The sequence below is a fragment of the Nocardioides sp. NPDC092400 genome (assembly GCF_040684155.1).
Taxonomy (GTDB): domain Bacteria; phylum Actinomycetota; class Actinomycetes; order Propionibacteriales; family Nocardioidaceae; genus Nocardioides.
The window spans coordinates 102071-117779 of sequence record NZ_JBFBFJ010000008.1; the positions used below are offsets into that span (position 1 = coordinate 102071).

A 15709-nucleotide genomic window follows, 5' to 3' on the forward strand; every position below is an offset into this window, starting at 1 on the left:
CATGTCGATCGACGAGACCGAGCAGCTGACCCAGCACCCCGAGGACCCCGCGCGCCCGGAGCACGTCGAGGGCGAGCGCTCCGACGGGCTGTTCGACCGGCAGGTCGTGGCCCTGCCCTCCGACGACGGGATGCAGTGGCGCGCCGCGCTGATGCAGCTGGTCAACTGGGGCGGCTTCGGCGGGCTCACCACCATCCCGCTGCGCGGCGACGCCACGATGATCTCCGGCGCTTCCGGCGTCGGCAAGAGCACCGTGCTCGACGCCTACACCGCGCTGATGATGCCGTCGGACACCAAGTTCAACGGCGCCTCCAACGACGCGGTCGCCGGGCGCGCCCGGGGCGTCGGCCAGCGCAACCTGCTGTCGTACCTGCGCGGTGCCGTCGACGTCGTGGACGACCCCCGGACTGGCCGACCGGTCGAGCGGCTGCTGCGCGGGCAGGGCTCCGACACCTGGGGCGCCGTGGCGATGACCTTCGTCAACGACCGGGGCGGCCGGTTCACCGCCCTGCGCACCTACTACGTCCCGCGCCGCGCGACCCGCTCCGCCGACGTGCAGATGCAGCTGGCCACCCACGAGGGCGCGCTCCCGCTGGCGACGCTCGAGGTGGCGGTCCCGGACCGGTTCCACGCGAACACGCTCAAGAAGCTCTTCCCCGGCGTCCGGGTCCACCGGACCTACGCGGACTTCTCCGCGGTCCTGCACGCGCGGCTCGGCATCGGCGCCAACGGCGACGGCGCCAAGGCGCTGCGGCTGCTGGCCCGGATCCAGGCCGGCAACCAGGTCCGCAGCGTCGACGAGCTCTACAAGGAGATGGTGCTCGAGCGGCCCAGCACGTACGCCGCCGCCGACCGCGCCGTCGAGCACTTCGACGACCTCGAGCGCGCCTACGCCGCGATGCGCACCGAGGAGCAGAAGCTCGCACTGCTCGAGCCGATCACGGCCCTGCACGAGCGGCGGGTGGCCGCCGCGGCCCGGCTGGCCGAGCTGGACTCCTACGGCGTGACGCTGCCCGGCGACACCCCGCTGCGGCTGTGGCTGCTGCGCACGCACCTGCGGCTGATCGAGGCCGCGGTGACGGAGAACCGCGAGGCCCGGGCCACCACCACCAGCGAGCTCACCAGCGCGCTGTCGACCGAGAAGACGCTGCTCGGCGACCTCGAGGCCGCGAAGGAGGAGCACCGCGCCGCCGGCGGCTCCACCCTGCAGTCGCTCGGGCTCGCCCTGGAGCAGGAGCAGGTCGTGCGCGAGGACCGGCTGGCCCGGCGCGCCGCGCTGCAGGAGCGCCTGCTCCCGCTGGTCGACACCAGCGACGGCGAGGGGCCCGACCTGGACGGCGCGCTGATGTCGGCCGAGGCCTTCGCGGTGCTCCAGCAGCACGCGCGGCAGTGGCTCTCGGGGTGCCGGTCGGCGCTGGAGACGATCAAGCGGGACCGCGACGGCGCCCGCGACCGGCGCTACCCGCTCCAGCAGCGGCAGGGCGAGCTGCGCCGCGAGCGCGCTTCCCTGGAGAGCCGGGCCGGCCGGGTGCCGGCCGGCATGCACGAGATGCGCGCCGAGGTCGCCCGCGCCAGCGGGCTCGCCGCCACCGACCTGCCGTACGTCGCCGAGCTGCTCGACGTCGCCCCGGAGGAGTCGCGGTGGCGCACGGCGGTGGAAACCGTGCTCGGCGGCACCGCGCGCCTCATGCTGGTGCCGCTCGACCGGCTCGGCGACTTCTCGCGCGCCATCGACGGCCTCCGGCTGCGGGGACGGCTGACGTTCGAGGGCGCCGAGCTCGACCTGCCCGACCTCGGACCGGCCGACCCCGAGCGGATCGCCGGCAAGCTCCTGTACCAGGACTCGCCGTTCTCCGGCTGGGTCCAGGCCCACGTCGCGCACCCCTCGCGCAACGCGCGCTGCGTCGAGACCGCGGCCGACCTGTCCGGCGACGGGTTCCGTGTCACGCCCGCGGGCCAGACGCGCAACGGCCGCCGCGGCACGCACGGCCGCTCCGAGGTCCGCAGCATCATCGGCTTCTCCAACGCCGAGGCGATCGCCGAGATCGACGCCGAGCTGGCCGCGCTCGAGGAGCAGCTGCGCGGGCTCGACGCCGAGGTCGCCGAGCTCGACCGGCGGGCCGGCGTGCTCGAGCAGCGGCGCACGGCGTACGAGACCGTCGCGGCCGCGCGCTTCGACGACCTCGACGTTGCCGCGAGCGACCGTCGGACCGCGGACCTCGAGCGGCGCCGGGAGGAGATCCTGGGCTCCGACGACCGGCTGCAGGTGCTGCAGGCCCAGGTCGAGGAGCTCTCCGAGCGGCTCGAGGTGGTCCGGCGCGAGCGGTTCGCCCTCGAGCAGCGTCAGCGGGAGCTGGCCGGGGCGCACGCCGCGCTCGTCGACGACGAGGACGCCGTCAAGGACCGGCTCGAGGCCGTCGAGCAGGCCGGCGAGGTCGAGCTGACCCCCGAGCAGGACGCCGCCCTGGCCGCCGAGCTCGCGGTGGCTGCCGCGCCGGCGGATCCCGAGGACCTCGAGCGGTTCCACGAGAGCTCCCACCGGCTCGCCGAGGGGCTGCGCGCGGCGGTGGCCGACGCCGAGGCGGAGACGCGCCGGGTCGAGGAGGAGCTCAGCGCGATCTTCCGGCTCTACAAGGTGCAGTGGGACTCCCCGAACCTGGGCACGAGCGCCGACTCCTACCCCGACTACGCGCGGATCCTCGACGAGGTCCGCGGGACCGGGCTGGCCCAGCGCCGCTCGGAGTGGCGACGCCGGCTCACCGAGTGGAGCGGGCAGGACCTCGTGCCCCTCGTGGGTGCCATGGCCGCCTCGATCGAGGAGATCGAGGACCGCCTCGAGCCGATCAACGCGATCCTGCGGCGGCTGGAGTTCGGCGCCACCCGCGACCGCCTGCGGATCCGGCTGCGCCGGCTGGCCCCGGCGCACGTGCAGGTGTTCCTGCGCGACCTCCGCGCGCTCTCCTCCGGCACGACCCGGGAGCTGGACGAGGCGGGCCTGGAGGAGCGGTTCGACCAGCTCAGCCGGTTCATGCAGCAGCTGCGCCGGCCCGCCCAGAACGGCGAGGCCGGCCCGGTCACCACCGACCGCGACCGGCTGCTCGACGTGCGCCGCCACGTCGAGGTCAGCGCGGAGCGCTACGACCACACGACGGGCGAGCTGCGCGCGACGTACCGGACGCTGGGGGAGAAGAGCGGCGGTGAGACCCAGGAGCTGGTCGCCTTCATCGTCGGCTCCGCGCTGCGCTTCCGGCTCGGCGACGAGCTGCGCTCGCGGCCGCGGTTCGCCCCGGTCTTCCTCGACGAGGGCTTCGTCAAGGCCGACTCGGAGTTCGCCGGCCGCGCCGTGCAGGCCTGGAAGGGGCTCGGCTTCCAGCTGGTCGTCGGCGTCCCGCTGGACAAGGTGACCGGTCTGGAGCCGCACATGGACGAGCTGCTCGCGATCACCAAGAACAGCGCCACGCACCAGGCCTGGATCACCCCGATCAGCGACGTGGTGGCCGGGGGCTAGCCGGCCGGGGCGGGCCTTGCCTGGCCTGGCCTGGGCTGGGGCGCGGCCGTGCCTGTCGGTCCATCAAGGTATGTCGCCGAACGGTCGCCTCCCGTGGCGAGCTCACCCGGGGAAGCGCTGGTCCACCAAGGTATGCAGACGAACCAGCCGCCGTCGCTCCGTCTGCATACCTTGATGAACCGACGAGGGCGAGGGTGAAGCCCCGGCGACGCTCACCGCGGCTCGGCGGCGAACGCGCCCGGCGTGGTGCCGGTGACCGCGCGGAAGTCGCGGGTCAGGTGCGACTGGTCGGCGTAGCCCAGCTCGGCGGCGACGGTCGCGAGGTCGGCCCCCTCGCCGGCACGCAGCCGCTCGGCGACCTCGTGCAGCCGGCGGCGCTGGACCAGCCACTTGGGCGACAGTCCGATCCGGCGGGCGGTGAGCCGCTGCAGGGTGCGCTCGGTCGTGGCGAACCGCTCGCACAGGTCGCCCACGCGGCGGATGCCCGGGTCGGCCTCGACCTCCGCCACCAGCCGGTTGACGAGCAACCCCTCCTCGTCGACGGGCAGGAGGGCGGCGAGCGCCGTCGCCAGGAGCGAGCAGGCCTGGGCCTGGCGCTCGGGGTCGGCCGGCCCCGGCGCCATCACCGCCCGGACCCGCGACGCGAGACCGGCCGCGCCGCCCGCGGCGTCGAGCCCCCGCACGGCCGCCAGGTCGAGCTGCCGGTCGGTGAGCCCCGTCATCGGCCCGCCGGCCAGCACCGTGCCCACGGCCGGCTGCAGCATGACGCCGACCGCCCAGCCGCTGCCGCGCAGCTCGCGGGTGCCCATCCCGCGGTCCGGCCCGACCAGGACCGCCTCCTCGGAGCCGACCACGAGCTGGCAGACGGGGTGCTGCAGGACCCGCTGCACCGAGGAGGCGCTTGGCGGCAGTGACCAGACCGGCACCCAGAACCGGCGTACGACGTCGTTGAGGGCGGCCGGAGGTGCCCAGCGCCGCAGCGACGGGGTGAACCCGCGCGCGTCCCGCAGGTGGGCGGGCTCGTCCACCTCGATCGGTGCCACGGACCAGGTCACTGTCGGATTCTTGCAAGACCCACCGACGGTGGGTCGCCGATCGTGGGCACCATGACCAGCACCCCCGTCACCGCCCTCCTCGCCGTCACCATCGACTGCTCGGACTCCGCCCGGCTCGCCCGCTTCTACGCCGACCTCGTCGGTGGGGAGGTCACGGGGGAGTACCCGGAGTACGGCTTCGCGCAGGCCGTCCTGGACGGCACCACCGTGAACTTCCAGCGCGCCGAGGGGTTCACGCGGCCGCAGTGGCCCGGGCAGGAGCACCCGCAGCAGTACCACCTGGACTTCCGCGTCAGCGACCTCGGCCGGGCGGTCGCCCACGCCGAGTCGCTCGGTGCCACGCCGGCGCCCGAGCAGCCGGGCGGGGAGCAGTGGCACGTGATGCTCGACCCCGACGGGCACCCGTTCTGCCTGTGCCCGCCGCGGGAGGGCTGATCGCGGCCGGAAGTTTCATCGGCCGGCCGATGGATCTCCCGGTCAGCCGACGAATCTCCCGGTCAGCCCGAGAACCGCGCGGTGACGGAGCCGAGCCCGCCGATCTCGGCGACGACGGTGGCACCGGGGTGCACCTCGCGCATCGGGCCCAGCGCGCCGGAGAGGACGACCTGGCCGGCGCGGAGCGGCTCGCCGTACGCCCGGGCGGCGCGGGCCAGCCACGCCAGGGCGTTGATCGGGTCGCCGAGGCAGGCCGCGCCGTTGCCGGTGGAGACCTCCTCGCCGTCGATCGTCATCCGCATGGTGACCTCGACCGGCTCGACCTCGTCGAGGGTGCGGCGCTCGGTGCCGAGGACGTAGAGGCCGCTGGAGGCGTTGTCGGCGACGGTGTCGCCGAAGGAGATGTCCCAGCCCGCGATCCGGCTGTCGACGACCTCGATCGCCGCGACGGCGTGGTCGACGGCCGCGCGGAGCTGCGCGTGGTCGAGCGGGCCCTCGTCGAGGTCGGCGCCGAGGACGAAGGCCACCTCGGCCTCGGCCTTGGGCTGCAGCAGCCGGGCCATCGGCACCTCGGCGGCGCCGGTGAGGTCCATGTCGTCGAAGAGCCAGCCGAAGTCCGGCTGGTCGACGCCGAGCTGCTGCTGCACCGCCACCGAGGTCGCGCCGATCTTCCGGCCGACCACCACCGCGCCCTCGGCCCGCCGCGCGGCGACGAGCCGGGACTGCACGGCGTACGCCGCGGCGAGGTCCTCGGAGCCGATCAGGTCGCGCACCGGCGCGCAGGGCTCGACGGTCCGCGCCGCCTCGAGGAGCCGGTCGGCGGCCTCGCGGATCGCGGCGTCGGGGACGTCGGTGCGGCCGACGTTGCTCGGGGAGTAGGGGTCGCTCACGGGGCCAGCGTGTCGTGCGCTGCGGGCCGGCCGCCGGACGGTCTCGCTGATCGGTACGGCCGGCGCGCGGAGGTACCGGTGGTCGGGAGGCCGCTGCGGGCGCCACCGTCCGCGACCTAGCGTGCGGTCGTGGAGACCTTCGCGCAGATCGTCCGCTCCCGGCTCGGCGACGGGGCGGCCGGGCTGCGCTTCGAGGACCGGGAGTGGACCTGGGACGAGGTCGTGCGGGAGGGGGCGGTGCGTGCCGCGGCGCTGGCGCGGCTGGTGCCCGGCCCGCCGGCGGGGGAGCGACGGCAGGTCCACGTCGGCGTCCTCCTCGAGAACGTCCCCGACCACGTCTTCTGGATCGCGGGCGCCTCCATGGCCGGCGCGGTGGTGGTCGGGCTCAACTCCAGCCGCAGCGGCCCCGAGCTGGCCCGCGACGTCCGGCACGCCGACGTCGACCTGCTGGTCACCGAGGACCGGCTGGCCCACCTCCTCCACGGCGCCGAACACGGCGTCCCGCCGGACCGGGTGCTCGTCGTCGACCACCCGTCGTACGACGCGGCGCTGGCGCCCCACCGGGGCGCGGACGTGCCGGAGGAGCTGCCGCCGGCCGAGGCGGTCGCGCTGCTGCTGTTCAGCTCGGGATCCACCGGCGCGCCGAAGGCGGTCGTCGTCAGCCAGGGCCGGCTGGGGCGGCTGACGGAGGCCCTCGTGGAGCGGGTGCGGCTGCGGCGCGACTCGGTGACCTACCTGTGCATGCCGCTCTTCCACGGCAACGCGGTGATGCTCAACCTGGCGACCGCGATGCGGGTCGGCGCGACGGTCGCGATGGCCCGGAGGTTCTCCGCGGGCGGCTTCGCCGAGGACGTGCACCGGCACGGGGCCACCTTCGTCAACTACGTCGGGCGGGCGCTGTCCTACGTGCTGAGCCGCCCCGAGGGCCCGCGAGACCGCACCTCGACCCTCGAGCTGGCCTTCGGCACCGAGGCCTCCGAGGTCGACGTCGCCCGGTTCGCCGAGCGCTTCGGCTGCGAGGTGGTCGAGGGCTACGGGATGAGCGAGGGCGTCTTCCGCGTGGCGCGTACGCCGGACACCCCGGCCGGGGCGCTGGGCGTGCCGGCCGGTGGCGCGGACGTGCGCGTCCTGGACGAGGCGACCGGGGAGGAGTGCCCGCGGGCGGTGCTCGAAGCGTCCGGGCGCCTGCTGAACCCCGAGGCGGTGGGCCAGATGGTCGCGATCGGCGGCGCTGCGTCGTTCGAGGGCTACTGGCGCAACCCGGAGGCGACGGCGGACCGCGTCCGCGGGGAGGACTTCTGGTCCGGCGACCTGGCCTACCGCGACGAGCAGGGCTTCCTGTGGTTCGCCGGGCGCTCCTCGGACTGGTTGCGGGTGGACTCGGAGAACTTCGCGGCGGCTCCGGTCGAGCGGGTCCTCGCCCGGGTGCCCGGCGTGCTCTCCGCGGTGGTCCACGCGGTGCCGGACCCGGCCACCGGTGACCAGGTCATGTGCGCGCTGGAGCTGCTGCCGGGCGCGCGGTTCGACCCCGACGCGTTCGGGACCTTCCTCGCGGCGCAGCCGGACCTCGGCGCGAAGTGGTGGCCGCGCTTCGTCCGGGTCACCCCCGCGGTCCCGCTCACCGCGAGCGGCAAGGTCGACAAGGCCCCGCTGCGGAGGGCCGCCTGGCTGACCGGCGACCCGGTCTGGGTCCGGGTCGGCCGGACGTCGGCGTACGCGCTGCTCGACGAGGCGGGGCGGCGGGCGATCGAGCGGGACTTCGCCGCGCACGGGCGCAGCGCGCTGCTGCCGGCTCAGCCGGGTGCGTAGCGGTAGGAGCGTCCCTGCCGGACCAGGACGCCGTCGAGCCCGGTGTCGACGGCGCGCTTGACCACCTTGCTCGTCGCCGTGCGCGGCAGCTCGTCGACCAGGCGCAGGTAGCGCGGCACCCAGGTGGTGCCGAGGTCGGGCTGGGTGGCGAGGAAGCCGGCGAAGTCCTCGGCGTCGAAGGACGCCCCGGGCGCGAGCTCCGCGACGGCCAGGACAGCGTCGCCGACCGCCTCGTCGGGCACCGCCAGCACCGCGACGGAGGAGAAGCCCGGGAACCGGCCGAGGAGCCGCTCGACGGGGGCGGTGGCGACGTTCTCGCCGTCGACGCGCAGCCAGTCCCCGGTCCGGCCGGCGAAGTAGAAGAACCCGGCGGCGTCGCGGTAGGCGAGGTCGCCGGACCACACCCAGCCGTGCCGCAGCCGGCGGGCCTCCGCCTCGGGGTTGCGCCAGTAGCCCTCGAAGAGCCCGGCCCCGGCCTTGTTGACGATCTCGCCGACCGCCTCGTCGGCGTTGAGCAGCACCCCGGCGTCGTCGAAGCGCGCCGGCGGGCACTCCTCGAGGGTCTCGGGGTCGACGACCACCGTGCCTGCGGGCGCCGTGCCGAGCGAGCCGGGCGGGGTGTCGGGGGTGCGCATCACCCGGACCTCGCCCTCGCTGGAGCCGAAGGAGTCGACGACCTGGCAGTCGAAGCGCCGGGAGAACTCCGCGATGTCGCGCTCCGAGGCCTCGTTGCCGAAGGCGATCCGCAGCGGGTTGTCGGCGTCGTCGGGACGCTCCGGGGTGGCCAGCACGTAGTGCAGCGGCTTGCCGACGTAGTTGAAGAACGTCACGCCGTGCCGCCGCACGTCCGGCAGCCACGCCGACGCCGAGAACCGGCGGCGCAGCACGATGGTGCCGCCGGTCCGCACGGCCGGGGCGATGCCCGCCATGATCGCGTTGGAGTGGAACATCGGCATCACCACGTAGAACACGTCGGCCGCGGTGAGGCCACGCCGCTCGACCTGCTGCGCCGCGATCCGGCCCATCCGGCCCTGCGTGCACACGACGGCCTTGGGGGCCGCGGTGGTGCCGCTGGTGAAGACGAGGGAGTACGTCGTGCCGGGCGCGACGGCCGCCTCCGCACCGGCGGCGAGCGGCGCGGCGTCCGCGAGCCGGGCGGCGTACGCCGGGTCCTCGACGTGCAGCGTGCGCTCGGCGGGGACCCCGGTGTCGACCCCCTCGAGGAGGGGTCGCCGGCTCTCGTCCACGACCAGCGCCTGGCACTCGGTGAAGGAGACGTCCCGCGCGAGGTCGGGGCCGCGCCGGGTGGGGTTCACGCCCACGACGGTGGCGCCGGCGAGCGCGGCGCCGCACCACCAGAACAGGTGCTCGGCGGTGTTCTCCATCGCCAGGCCGACGTGCCAGGGACCCTCGACCCGCAGCTCGGCCAGCAGGCCGGCTCGGCGCCGCGCCTCCTCGACCACCTCGCGCCAGGACCAGCGGCGCTCCTCGAACCACAGCGCGGTGGCGTCGTCCCCGGCGCGGTCGGCGACCAGTCCGGCGAAGGTCGGGTCAGGCGTCTGCGTCACGGCAGGTCAGGCTGCCACGCGACCCCGTTGATGTGCGCGCCACCGTCCACGAACAGCGTGTTGCCGGTCAGGTAGCGGCAGTCCTCGCTCGCCAGGAACACCGCGACCGGCGCGACGTCGGCGAGAGGGTCGCCGATGCGGCCCATCGGGTTGCCGGCGTCGGCCATCGCCTCGAGCTCGGGGTGGTCGCCCATCACCCGGCGGAACGCCGCGCTCTTCGCGCCGGGGCACAGCGCGTTGACGACGACCCCGGTCGGCGCCCACTCGCGCGCGGCGGTGCGGGTGAGCGCGCGCAGGGCCTCCTTGGCGGCGTTGTACTCCAGCGTGCCGACGTGGGCGTTGACCCCGTTGAGGCTGCACATGTTGACCACCCGGCCCCAGCCGCGCGCCGACATGTGGGGGAACGCCGCCTGCATCGCCCACAGGGGGCCGCGGAACCCGACCGCCATGCCCTGGTCGATCATCGCGTCGGTCTTGTCCTCGACCCGGCACAGCTGCGCGGAGCCCCAGGCGTTGTTGACCAGCACGTCGAGGGAGCCGTAGGTGTCCAGGGCGGTCGCGACGGCCGCCTCCACCTGCGCCCGGTCGGAGACGTCGGTGCGCACGAAGGTGCCCCCGACCTCCGCCGCGACGGCCGGGCCGGTCTCCTCGGACAGCTCGGCCACGACCACCCGGGCGCCCTCGGCGGCGTAGGCCCGGGCCACCGCGGCGCCGATGCCGTCGCCGGCGCCGGTCACCAGCGCGACCCGGCCGGCCAGCCGGCCGGTGCCCGCGCCGCTCACGGCCGCTCGCCGCGGGCGCCGGCCGCGAGCAGGGCGGGGGACTCGGGCCGACCGTCCAGCACGCGGGTGGTCCGGACCGTCACCCGCCAGCCCTGCGGCGTACGACGCAGCTGCCAGTGGTTGGCGGTCGCCCGCCGCACCCGGAAGCCCTGCTCGCCGTTGACGACCATCAGCGAGTGGCAGACCGCGACGGCCTCGTCGCCGTCGATGCTGACGCGGGGCGGGCCGATGAAGTGCGCGCAGCCCCGCTCGATCCAGCCCTGGTGGCCGGGCGACTCGACCATCCGGCGGATGGCGGTGCCGCCGCCGAGGAAGACCTCGTCGACGTCGTACACGCCGTCCTCGGTCCACAGCGCCGCAACGTCCTCGGCGGCGCCGGCGTCGACCAGCGGGCCGTAGCCGGTGATCAGGTGGGTGATCTCGCGCTCGTCCTCGAGCTGTCCCAGCCGGCGCTCGAGCGCCTCGAGCCGGGCGGTGGTCTCCTCGGGCGGGGTGCTCATCCGATCTCCTCGCCGACGGCGGCCAGCGCCGCCAGCTGCTCGCAGTAGTGGTCGGCCGACTCGGCGTGGACCGCCGTGCTGACCAGGGTGGCTCCGGCGCCCAGCACGCGGCGCAGCCGGTCGGCGGTCGCCTCGGGGTCGCCGAGGGGGTCGACAGGTCGGCCCGGGGAGAGGACGACCTCGAATCCCTCGGGCACCTCCGCGCGCGCCAGCATCTCGGTCAGCGCCGAGAGCCCGAGACCGAAGGGGACCCAGCCGTCGCCGAGGGCCAGCGCGCGGCGCAGCGACCGCGGGGTGCGTCCGCCGATCCACAGCGGCACCCGGTCCTGGACGGCGTGCGGCTCGACGACGACGTCGCCGAAGGAGAAGTGCGGGCCCTGGTAGGACGGCGTGCGGCGGCCGAGCGCCGCGCGGAGGGCGGCGAGGGCGTCGTCGGCGATCGCGCCGCGGCCCTCGAACGTCGCGCCCAGCAGCGCGAACTCCTCCTCGAGGGAGCCGACGCCGAGCCCCAGCACCACGCGTCCGCCGCTGACCAGGTCGAGGGTGCCGTAGCGCTTCGCGATCTCCAGCGGGTGGTGGTAGCCCAGGACGAGCACCTGCGTGGCGAGCCGGATCCGCTCGGTGCGGGCGGCGAGGTAGCCGAGGGTCGCCAGCGGGTCCCAGTACGTTGCGCCGCGCTCGGCCGCGATCGCGGTCGGCACGGCGACGTGCTCGCTGCAGGTCAGGTGGTGGAAGCCCAGCCCGTCGGCCACCGCCGCGATCCGGGCGAGCTCCTCGATGCCGGCCCCCGCCTCCCACTCCTGGTGGGCGCCCGGGTTGGCGGTCACGACCGGGCTGACGACCCCGATCCGCAGCGCGGGCGCGTGGGCGCTCACCGGGCCGGCGCGGAGGCCGGGGGCAGCATCTTCTTCGACGCCTCGTGCGCGCCGAGCACCAGCCGCGCGCGGTCGGTGCGGCTGCGGACCTCGACGGCCTTCTCGTTGCCCGCGGCCACCTGGACCGGGCCGTCGCCGAGCGAGGCGAGCGCCTGGCGGGCGACGTCGTCGGGCTCGGAGACGTGCAGGCCGGGGATGTCCATGGACAGCCCGGCGCGTGCCATCGCCGGGGTGCGCGTCACGCCCAGCACGAACTCCAGGACGTCCACGTCGTGCTCGCGCATCTCCAGCCACAGCCCCTCGGCGAAGACGCGGCAGAACGCCTTGACCGCGGCGTACACCGAGATCTGGGCGGAGCCCATGAAGCCGGCCAGCGACCCCACGAGGAGCAGGCCGCCGCGGCGGCGCTCCTTCATGAGCCCGCCGAAGTGGCGGACCAGGGCGAGCTGGGCGGTGATGTTGAGGTCGATGACCTGCTGGAAGCGGTCGAGCTCGCCGGACACGAACTCGTGCCCGTAGGTGTTCGCGCCGGCGTTGTAGACCAGCAGGCCGACCTCGAGGTCGGCGGTGACCTCGGCGATCCGCTCCATCGCGTCGGCGTCGGTGAGGTCGACGGCGAGCGTCCGCACCTCCGCGCCCAGGGCGCGTGCCGCCTCGGCGGTCTCCTCGAGCGGGCCGGGCTTCCGGGCGAGCAGCACCAGGTCCAGGCCGGCCTCGGCGAGCTGGGTGGCGAAGGACGCGCCCACGCCCTCCGAACCGCCCGCGATGACCGCCCAGGGGCCGTGCCGGTCGACGTCGATCATGCGTGGGACACCTCGTGTTCGGGATTGCCGGGGTGGTCGGGGTTGCCGGGGTGCTCGGGGTTGGTCGGCAGGGGAGCGCCGTCCTGGACGGGCAGCTCGCCGCGGACGGCGGCCTCGCGCACGCTGTCGCGCAACGCCTGGCAGCCCGGGAAGGCCGTGCCGTTCGGGCCGGGCCGCGGACCGCTCGCGCGCCGCTCGAGGCACCGCTCCACGGCGTCCTCGTGCCACTGCACGGTGGTCTGCTCCCAGCTGCTCTTGCGGGCCTCGACCCGGGCGCCGCACGTGGTGCAGGCGACCGGCGTCATCGGCCCGTCGGAGAGGCGGTTGTCGGGACGGACCGCCATCAGACGGGCTGGCCGCTGGCCTCGGCCTTGCGGGCGAGGTTCGCCTCGACCTCCCGGCGCCAGGCCTCGTTGGGCCGGGTGGTGTCGATCTCGAACTCGAAGCGCTCGGTCATCTCGGGGGTCACCGCGGCGGCGTCGACGTAGAACTGCTCGTACCAGCGGCGGAGCTGGTAGACCGGCCCGTCCTCCTCGCACAGCAGCGGGTTGTCGATGCGGGCCTTGCTCTTCCAGATCGCGACGTCCTGCTCGAAGCCGAGCCGGATGAAGTTGCCCATCTTCTGGGCCATGACGGCCGCCTCGGCGTCGTCGAGGCCGGGCAGCTTCTTGACCATCACGCCGTACTGGAGCACGAAGGTGTTGGCGTCGACCGGGTAGTGGCAGTTGATCAGCACGCTCGGGACGTCGAAGTCGTCGTAGTGGTAGACGAGGTCGTCGATCATGAACGACGGGCCGTGGTACGTCGCGACCGAGGTCTGGGCCTTGACGGCGGGCGGGCGACCCGCCTTCGGCGGGGGCAGGATGTCCTCGCGGCTCTCGCCGTTCATCCACTGCGTCGCGGTGTGGCCCTCGAAGACGTTCTTGAAGTACGTCGGAAACGAGTAGTGCACGTAGAAGAAGTGCGCCATGTCCACGACGTTGTCGACGATCTCGCGGCAGTTCGCGCCCTCGATCGTGGTGGTGTACCAGACCCAGTCGCTCCACTCGGGGTCCTCGTAGCCCTCGATCCGCGGGATCGTCACGTCGGCCGGCGGCGGGTTGCCCTCGGGGTCGTTCCAGACGAAGAGCATGCCGTCCTGGACCAGCGTGTGCCAGGCCTGGGTGCGCGCGCGGAGCGGGACGCGGCGGGCGTAGGGGATCTGCTTGCAGCGGCCGTCGCCGCCCCAGCGCCAGTCGTGGAACGGGCAGGCGAGCTCGTCGCCCTTGACCATGCCCTGGGACAGGTCGCCGCCCATGTGGCGGCAGTAGGAGTCGAGGACCTTCACCTCGCCGTCGCTCGTGGCGAAGACGACCAGCTTCTGGCCGAACGCCTCGATGCCGTGCGGCTTGCCGTCACGGAAGTCCCGCTCGAGCCCGAGGCAGTGCCAGCCCCGGGCGAAGCGGGTCGGCGCGGCCTCCGCCTCGATCTGGCGGACCTCGTCCTTGGCGACGCTCATCTGCTCCTCCAACGGTGCTCGGTGCGGTCCGTCGAGTGTCGGACCGCTCGGCCGGGCCGGGATCGGGTCGTCCCGGTGAGCGGAAGCACCGCCCGTCCTCCAGGGAACCGGGTCGCCAGGGCAAAAACAAGAACGAATTCTAGTTTCGCTCTTCCATCCGGCTCAGGGATCGGTAGTGTGGCGCTCGCCACCGCACCTAGAATTCATTTCAGTTCTGGAGGAACCGCCATGACCGTCGCCCGCTCCGAAGCCCCCGAGCGCCGTGAGCTGCCGCCCTCGATGGTCGAGCGGATGACCCTGATCCTCGATGCGTTCCCGGGCCGGTCGGCCCGGCTGACCCTCGAGGACGTCGCCCGCATCACCCACCTGCCGCGCTCGACCGCGCACCGCATCCTCGACCAGCTGCTGAAGCTGAACTGGCTGGAGCACTCCAGCTTCGGCTACAGCCTCGGCCAGCGTGCGCTGCACCTCGGGGGCGTCGTCGACGACACCTCCGAGCTGCGGGCCGCGGCGTCGGCCCACCTGCACTCGCTGATGATCCGCACCGGGCTCACCGTGCACCTGGCGGTCCTCGACGAGGGTCGGGTGCACTACCTGGACAAGATCGGCGCCCGCTTCGCGACGGCCGTGCCCTCCCGCGTGGGCGGGTACGCGCCGGCGCACTGCACGGCGCTCGGCCGCGCGATGCTCGCCTGGCTCCCGGCCGAGGAGGTCGAGGAGCGGGTCGGCGAGGACCTGCGGGTGATGACCGGTCGCACCATCGCCGACGTCGAGGCGCTGCACCACGAGCTCACCCGCGTGCGCGCCCGCCACGGCCTGGCCTTCGAGCGCGGGGAGTGCTTCGAGGACATCGCCTGCGTGGCCGCGACCGTCCGCGGACCCGAGGGCCCCCTCGGGGCGATCTCGCTGGTCGGCGACTCGAGCACGCCGCTGGAGCGCGTGGCGCCGCTGGTGCTCGACGCCGCCCGGAAGGTCTCCCTCGAGCTGCACCCGGACCTCGCCCTCGGGCGCCCGGGCCAGGTCCGCCGCCTGCGCACCGTCACCGCGTGATCGCCGCCGTGCGCACCTGGACCGCCGAGCAGACCCTGCGCGAGCTGGACACCGAGGACGGTGTCCTGCGCTACCACGAGGCCGGCGACGCGGACGCGCCGCCGCTGCTGATGCTGCACGGCTCCGGGCCCGGTGTGACGGGCTGGCGCAACTTCGGCGAGAACCTGCCGGTGTTCGCCGAGCACTTCCGCTGCCTGGTGCTGGAGCTGCCCGGGTTCGGCGTCAGCGACCCCACCGACCAGCACCCGATGGTGGCCGCCCTGCCCTCGGTCGGTCGGTTCCTCGACGGGCTGGGCCTGGACCGCGTCGACGTCGTCGGCAACTCGATGGGCGGGGTGGTGGCGACCCGGCTCGCGATCGCCGAGCCCGACCGGGTACGCCGCATGGTCACCGTCGGCGGCATCGGCCAGGCGATCTTCAGCCCGTCGCCGGGCGAGGGCCTGAACCTGCTCATGGAGTTCACCGAGTCACCCAGCCGCGAGCGGCTCGTGCAGTGGCTGCACTCGATGGTCCACGACCGCTCCCTGGTGACCGAGGAGATGGTCGAGCAGCGGTGGACCCAGGCGACCGAGCCCAGCACGCTGGCCGCCGCCCGCCGGATGTACAGCCGCGCCGCGCTCGAGGGGATGGGCCGCGCCGCGGCGCGGTCGCCGGAGCCGCCGTACTGGGCGATGCTGCACCGCGTCCGCGCCCGCACGCTGCTCACCTGGGGCCGCGACGACCGGGTCAGCCCGCTGGACATGGCGCTGGTGCCGATGCGCACGATCCCCGACGCCGAGCTGCACGTGCTCCCCAGGTGCGGCCACTGGGCGATGATCGAGCAGAAGGCGGCCTGGGAGGCGGTCGTGCTGGCGTTCCTCACCCGCGCCGACTGACCCCGGCAGGGCCCCGCTCCCGTCCCACCTCCGCGCCCTCGCGGTCTCCCGGTCACCGGGA

At 74.6% G+C, this 15709-nt stretch carries 14 protein-coding genes; 5 read left to right on the forward strand and 9 right to left on the reverse strand.

Features of this window, described 5'->3' with window-relative positions:
* Position 1 precedes the first annotated feature (1 nt).
* Complete coding sequence (locus AB0N29_RS19285; RefSeq protein ID WP_364869369.1) at positions 2-3508, forward strand: SbcC/MukB-like Walker B domain-containing protein; 3507 nt, start codon at positions 2-4, stop codon at positions 3506-3508.
* A 212-nt stretch (positions 3509-3720) separates the two neighbouring features.
* Here AB0N29_RS19285 and AB0N29_RS19290 read toward each other — a convergent pair whose 3' ends face one another.
* A complete protein-coding gene (locus tag AB0N29_RS19290; RefSeq protein WP_364869372.1) occupies positions 3721-4563 on the reverse strand; it encodes a helix-turn-helix domain-containing protein in 843 nt (280 codons plus the stop codon).
* Between the two features lie 51 nt (positions 4564-4614).
* Between AB0N29_RS19290 and AB0N29_RS19295 the strand changes: the two genes are divergently transcribed.
* Positions 4615-4998 carry a VOC family protein gene (locus tag AB0N29_RS19295; RefSeq protein ID WP_364869376.1) on the forward strand — a complete coding sequence of 128 codons (384 nt, stop codon included), beginning with the start codon at positions 4615-4617 and terminating at the stop codon, positions 4996-4998.
* Between the two features lie 62 nt (positions 4999-5060).
* Here AB0N29_RS19295 and AB0N29_RS19300 read toward each other — a convergent pair whose 3' ends face one another.
* On the reverse strand, positions 5061-5888 hold the full coding sequence (locus AB0N29_RS19300) for a fumarylacetoacetate hydrolase family protein (RefSeq protein ID WP_302267059.1): 828 nt from the start codon (positions 5886-5888) through the stop codon (positions 5061-5063).
* A gap of 129 nt (positions 5889-6017) precedes the next feature.
* Here AB0N29_RS19300 and AB0N29_RS19305 point away from each other — a divergent pair, with 129 nt between their 5' ends.
* Positions 6018-7697: an AMP-binding protein gene (locus tag AB0N29_RS19305; protein WP_364869381.1), complete on the forward strand. Its 1680-nt coding sequence runs from the start codon at positions 6018-6020 to the stop codon at positions 7695-7697.
* Here AB0N29_RS19305 and AB0N29_RS19310 read toward each other — a convergent pair.
* The 7 genes from AB0N29_RS19310 to AB0N29_RS19340 are packed head-to-tail and all read right to left on the reverse strand — an operon-like array spanning position 7682 to position 13723.
* The gene (locus AB0N29_RS19310) at positions 7682-9265 is read right to left on the reverse strand and encodes an AMP-binding protein (protein ID WP_364869384.1); all 1584 of its coding nucleotides are present in this window, start codon (positions 9263-9265) and stop codon (positions 7682-7684) included. The genes AB0N29_RS19305 and AB0N29_RS19310 overlap by 16 nt on opposite strands.
* Entirely contained in the window at positions 9262-10047 is a 786-nt protein-coding gene (locus AB0N29_RS19315; RefSeq protein WP_364869387.1) for an SDR family oxidoreductase, read from the reverse strand. The genes AB0N29_RS19310 and AB0N29_RS19315 overlap by 4 nt, the downstream gene beginning before the upstream one ends.
* Positions 10044-10547, reverse strand: coding sequence for a nuclear transport factor 2 family protein (locus AB0N29_RS19320; RefSeq protein WP_364869390.1), 504 nt, complete (start codon positions 10545-10547; stop codon positions 10044-10046). Before AB0N29_RS19320 ends, AB0N29_RS19315 begins: the two co-directional genes overlap by 4 nt.
* Positions 10544-11422 (reverse strand): TIGR03619 family F420-dependent LLM class oxidoreductase, encoded by an 879-nt coding sequence (locus AB0N29_RS19325; protein ID WP_364869393.1) that lies wholly within the window; start codon positions 11420-11422, stop codon positions 10544-10546. Before AB0N29_RS19325 ends, AB0N29_RS19320 begins: the two co-directional genes overlap by 4 nt.
* Positions 11419-12225 (reverse strand): SDR family NAD(P)-dependent oxidoreductase, encoded by an 807-nt coding sequence (locus AB0N29_RS19330; RefSeq protein WP_302267053.1) that lies wholly within the window; start codon positions 12223-12225, stop codon positions 11419-11421. The genes AB0N29_RS19325 and AB0N29_RS19330 overlap by 4 nt, the downstream gene beginning before the upstream one ends.
* The gene (locus tag AB0N29_RS19335; protein ID WP_302267052.1) at positions 12222-12569 is read right to left on the reverse strand and encodes a hypothetical protein; all 348 of its coding nucleotides are present in this window, start codon (positions 12567-12569) and stop codon (positions 12222-12224) included. The genes AB0N29_RS19330 and AB0N29_RS19335 overlap by 4 nt, the downstream gene beginning before the upstream one ends.
* Positions 12569-13723 (reverse strand): Rieske 2Fe-2S domain-containing protein, encoded by a 1155-nt coding sequence (locus AB0N29_RS19340; RefSeq protein WP_364869398.1) that lies wholly within the window; start codon positions 13721-13723, stop codon positions 12569-12571. The genes AB0N29_RS19335 and AB0N29_RS19340 overlap by 1 nt, the downstream gene beginning before the upstream one ends.
* A gap of 228 nt (positions 13724-13951) precedes the next feature.
* On the opposite strand from AB0N29_RS19340, the gene AB0N29_RS19345 reads away from it, so the two are divergent.
* Together AB0N29_RS19345 and AB0N29_RS19350 are read left to right on the forward strand one after the other, a co-directional pair.
* On the forward strand, positions 13952-14773 hold the full coding sequence (locus AB0N29_RS19345; protein WP_302267050.1) for an IclR family transcriptional regulator: 822 nt from the start codon (positions 13952-13954) through the stop codon (positions 14771-14773).
* A complete protein-coding gene (locus AB0N29_RS19350; protein WP_364869402.1) occupies positions 14770-15648 on the forward strand; it encodes an alpha/beta fold hydrolase in 879 nt (292 codons plus the stop codon). The genes AB0N29_RS19345 and AB0N29_RS19350 overlap by 4 nt, the downstream gene beginning before the upstream one ends.
* The last annotated feature ends 61 nt before the right edge of the window (positions 15649-15709 follow it).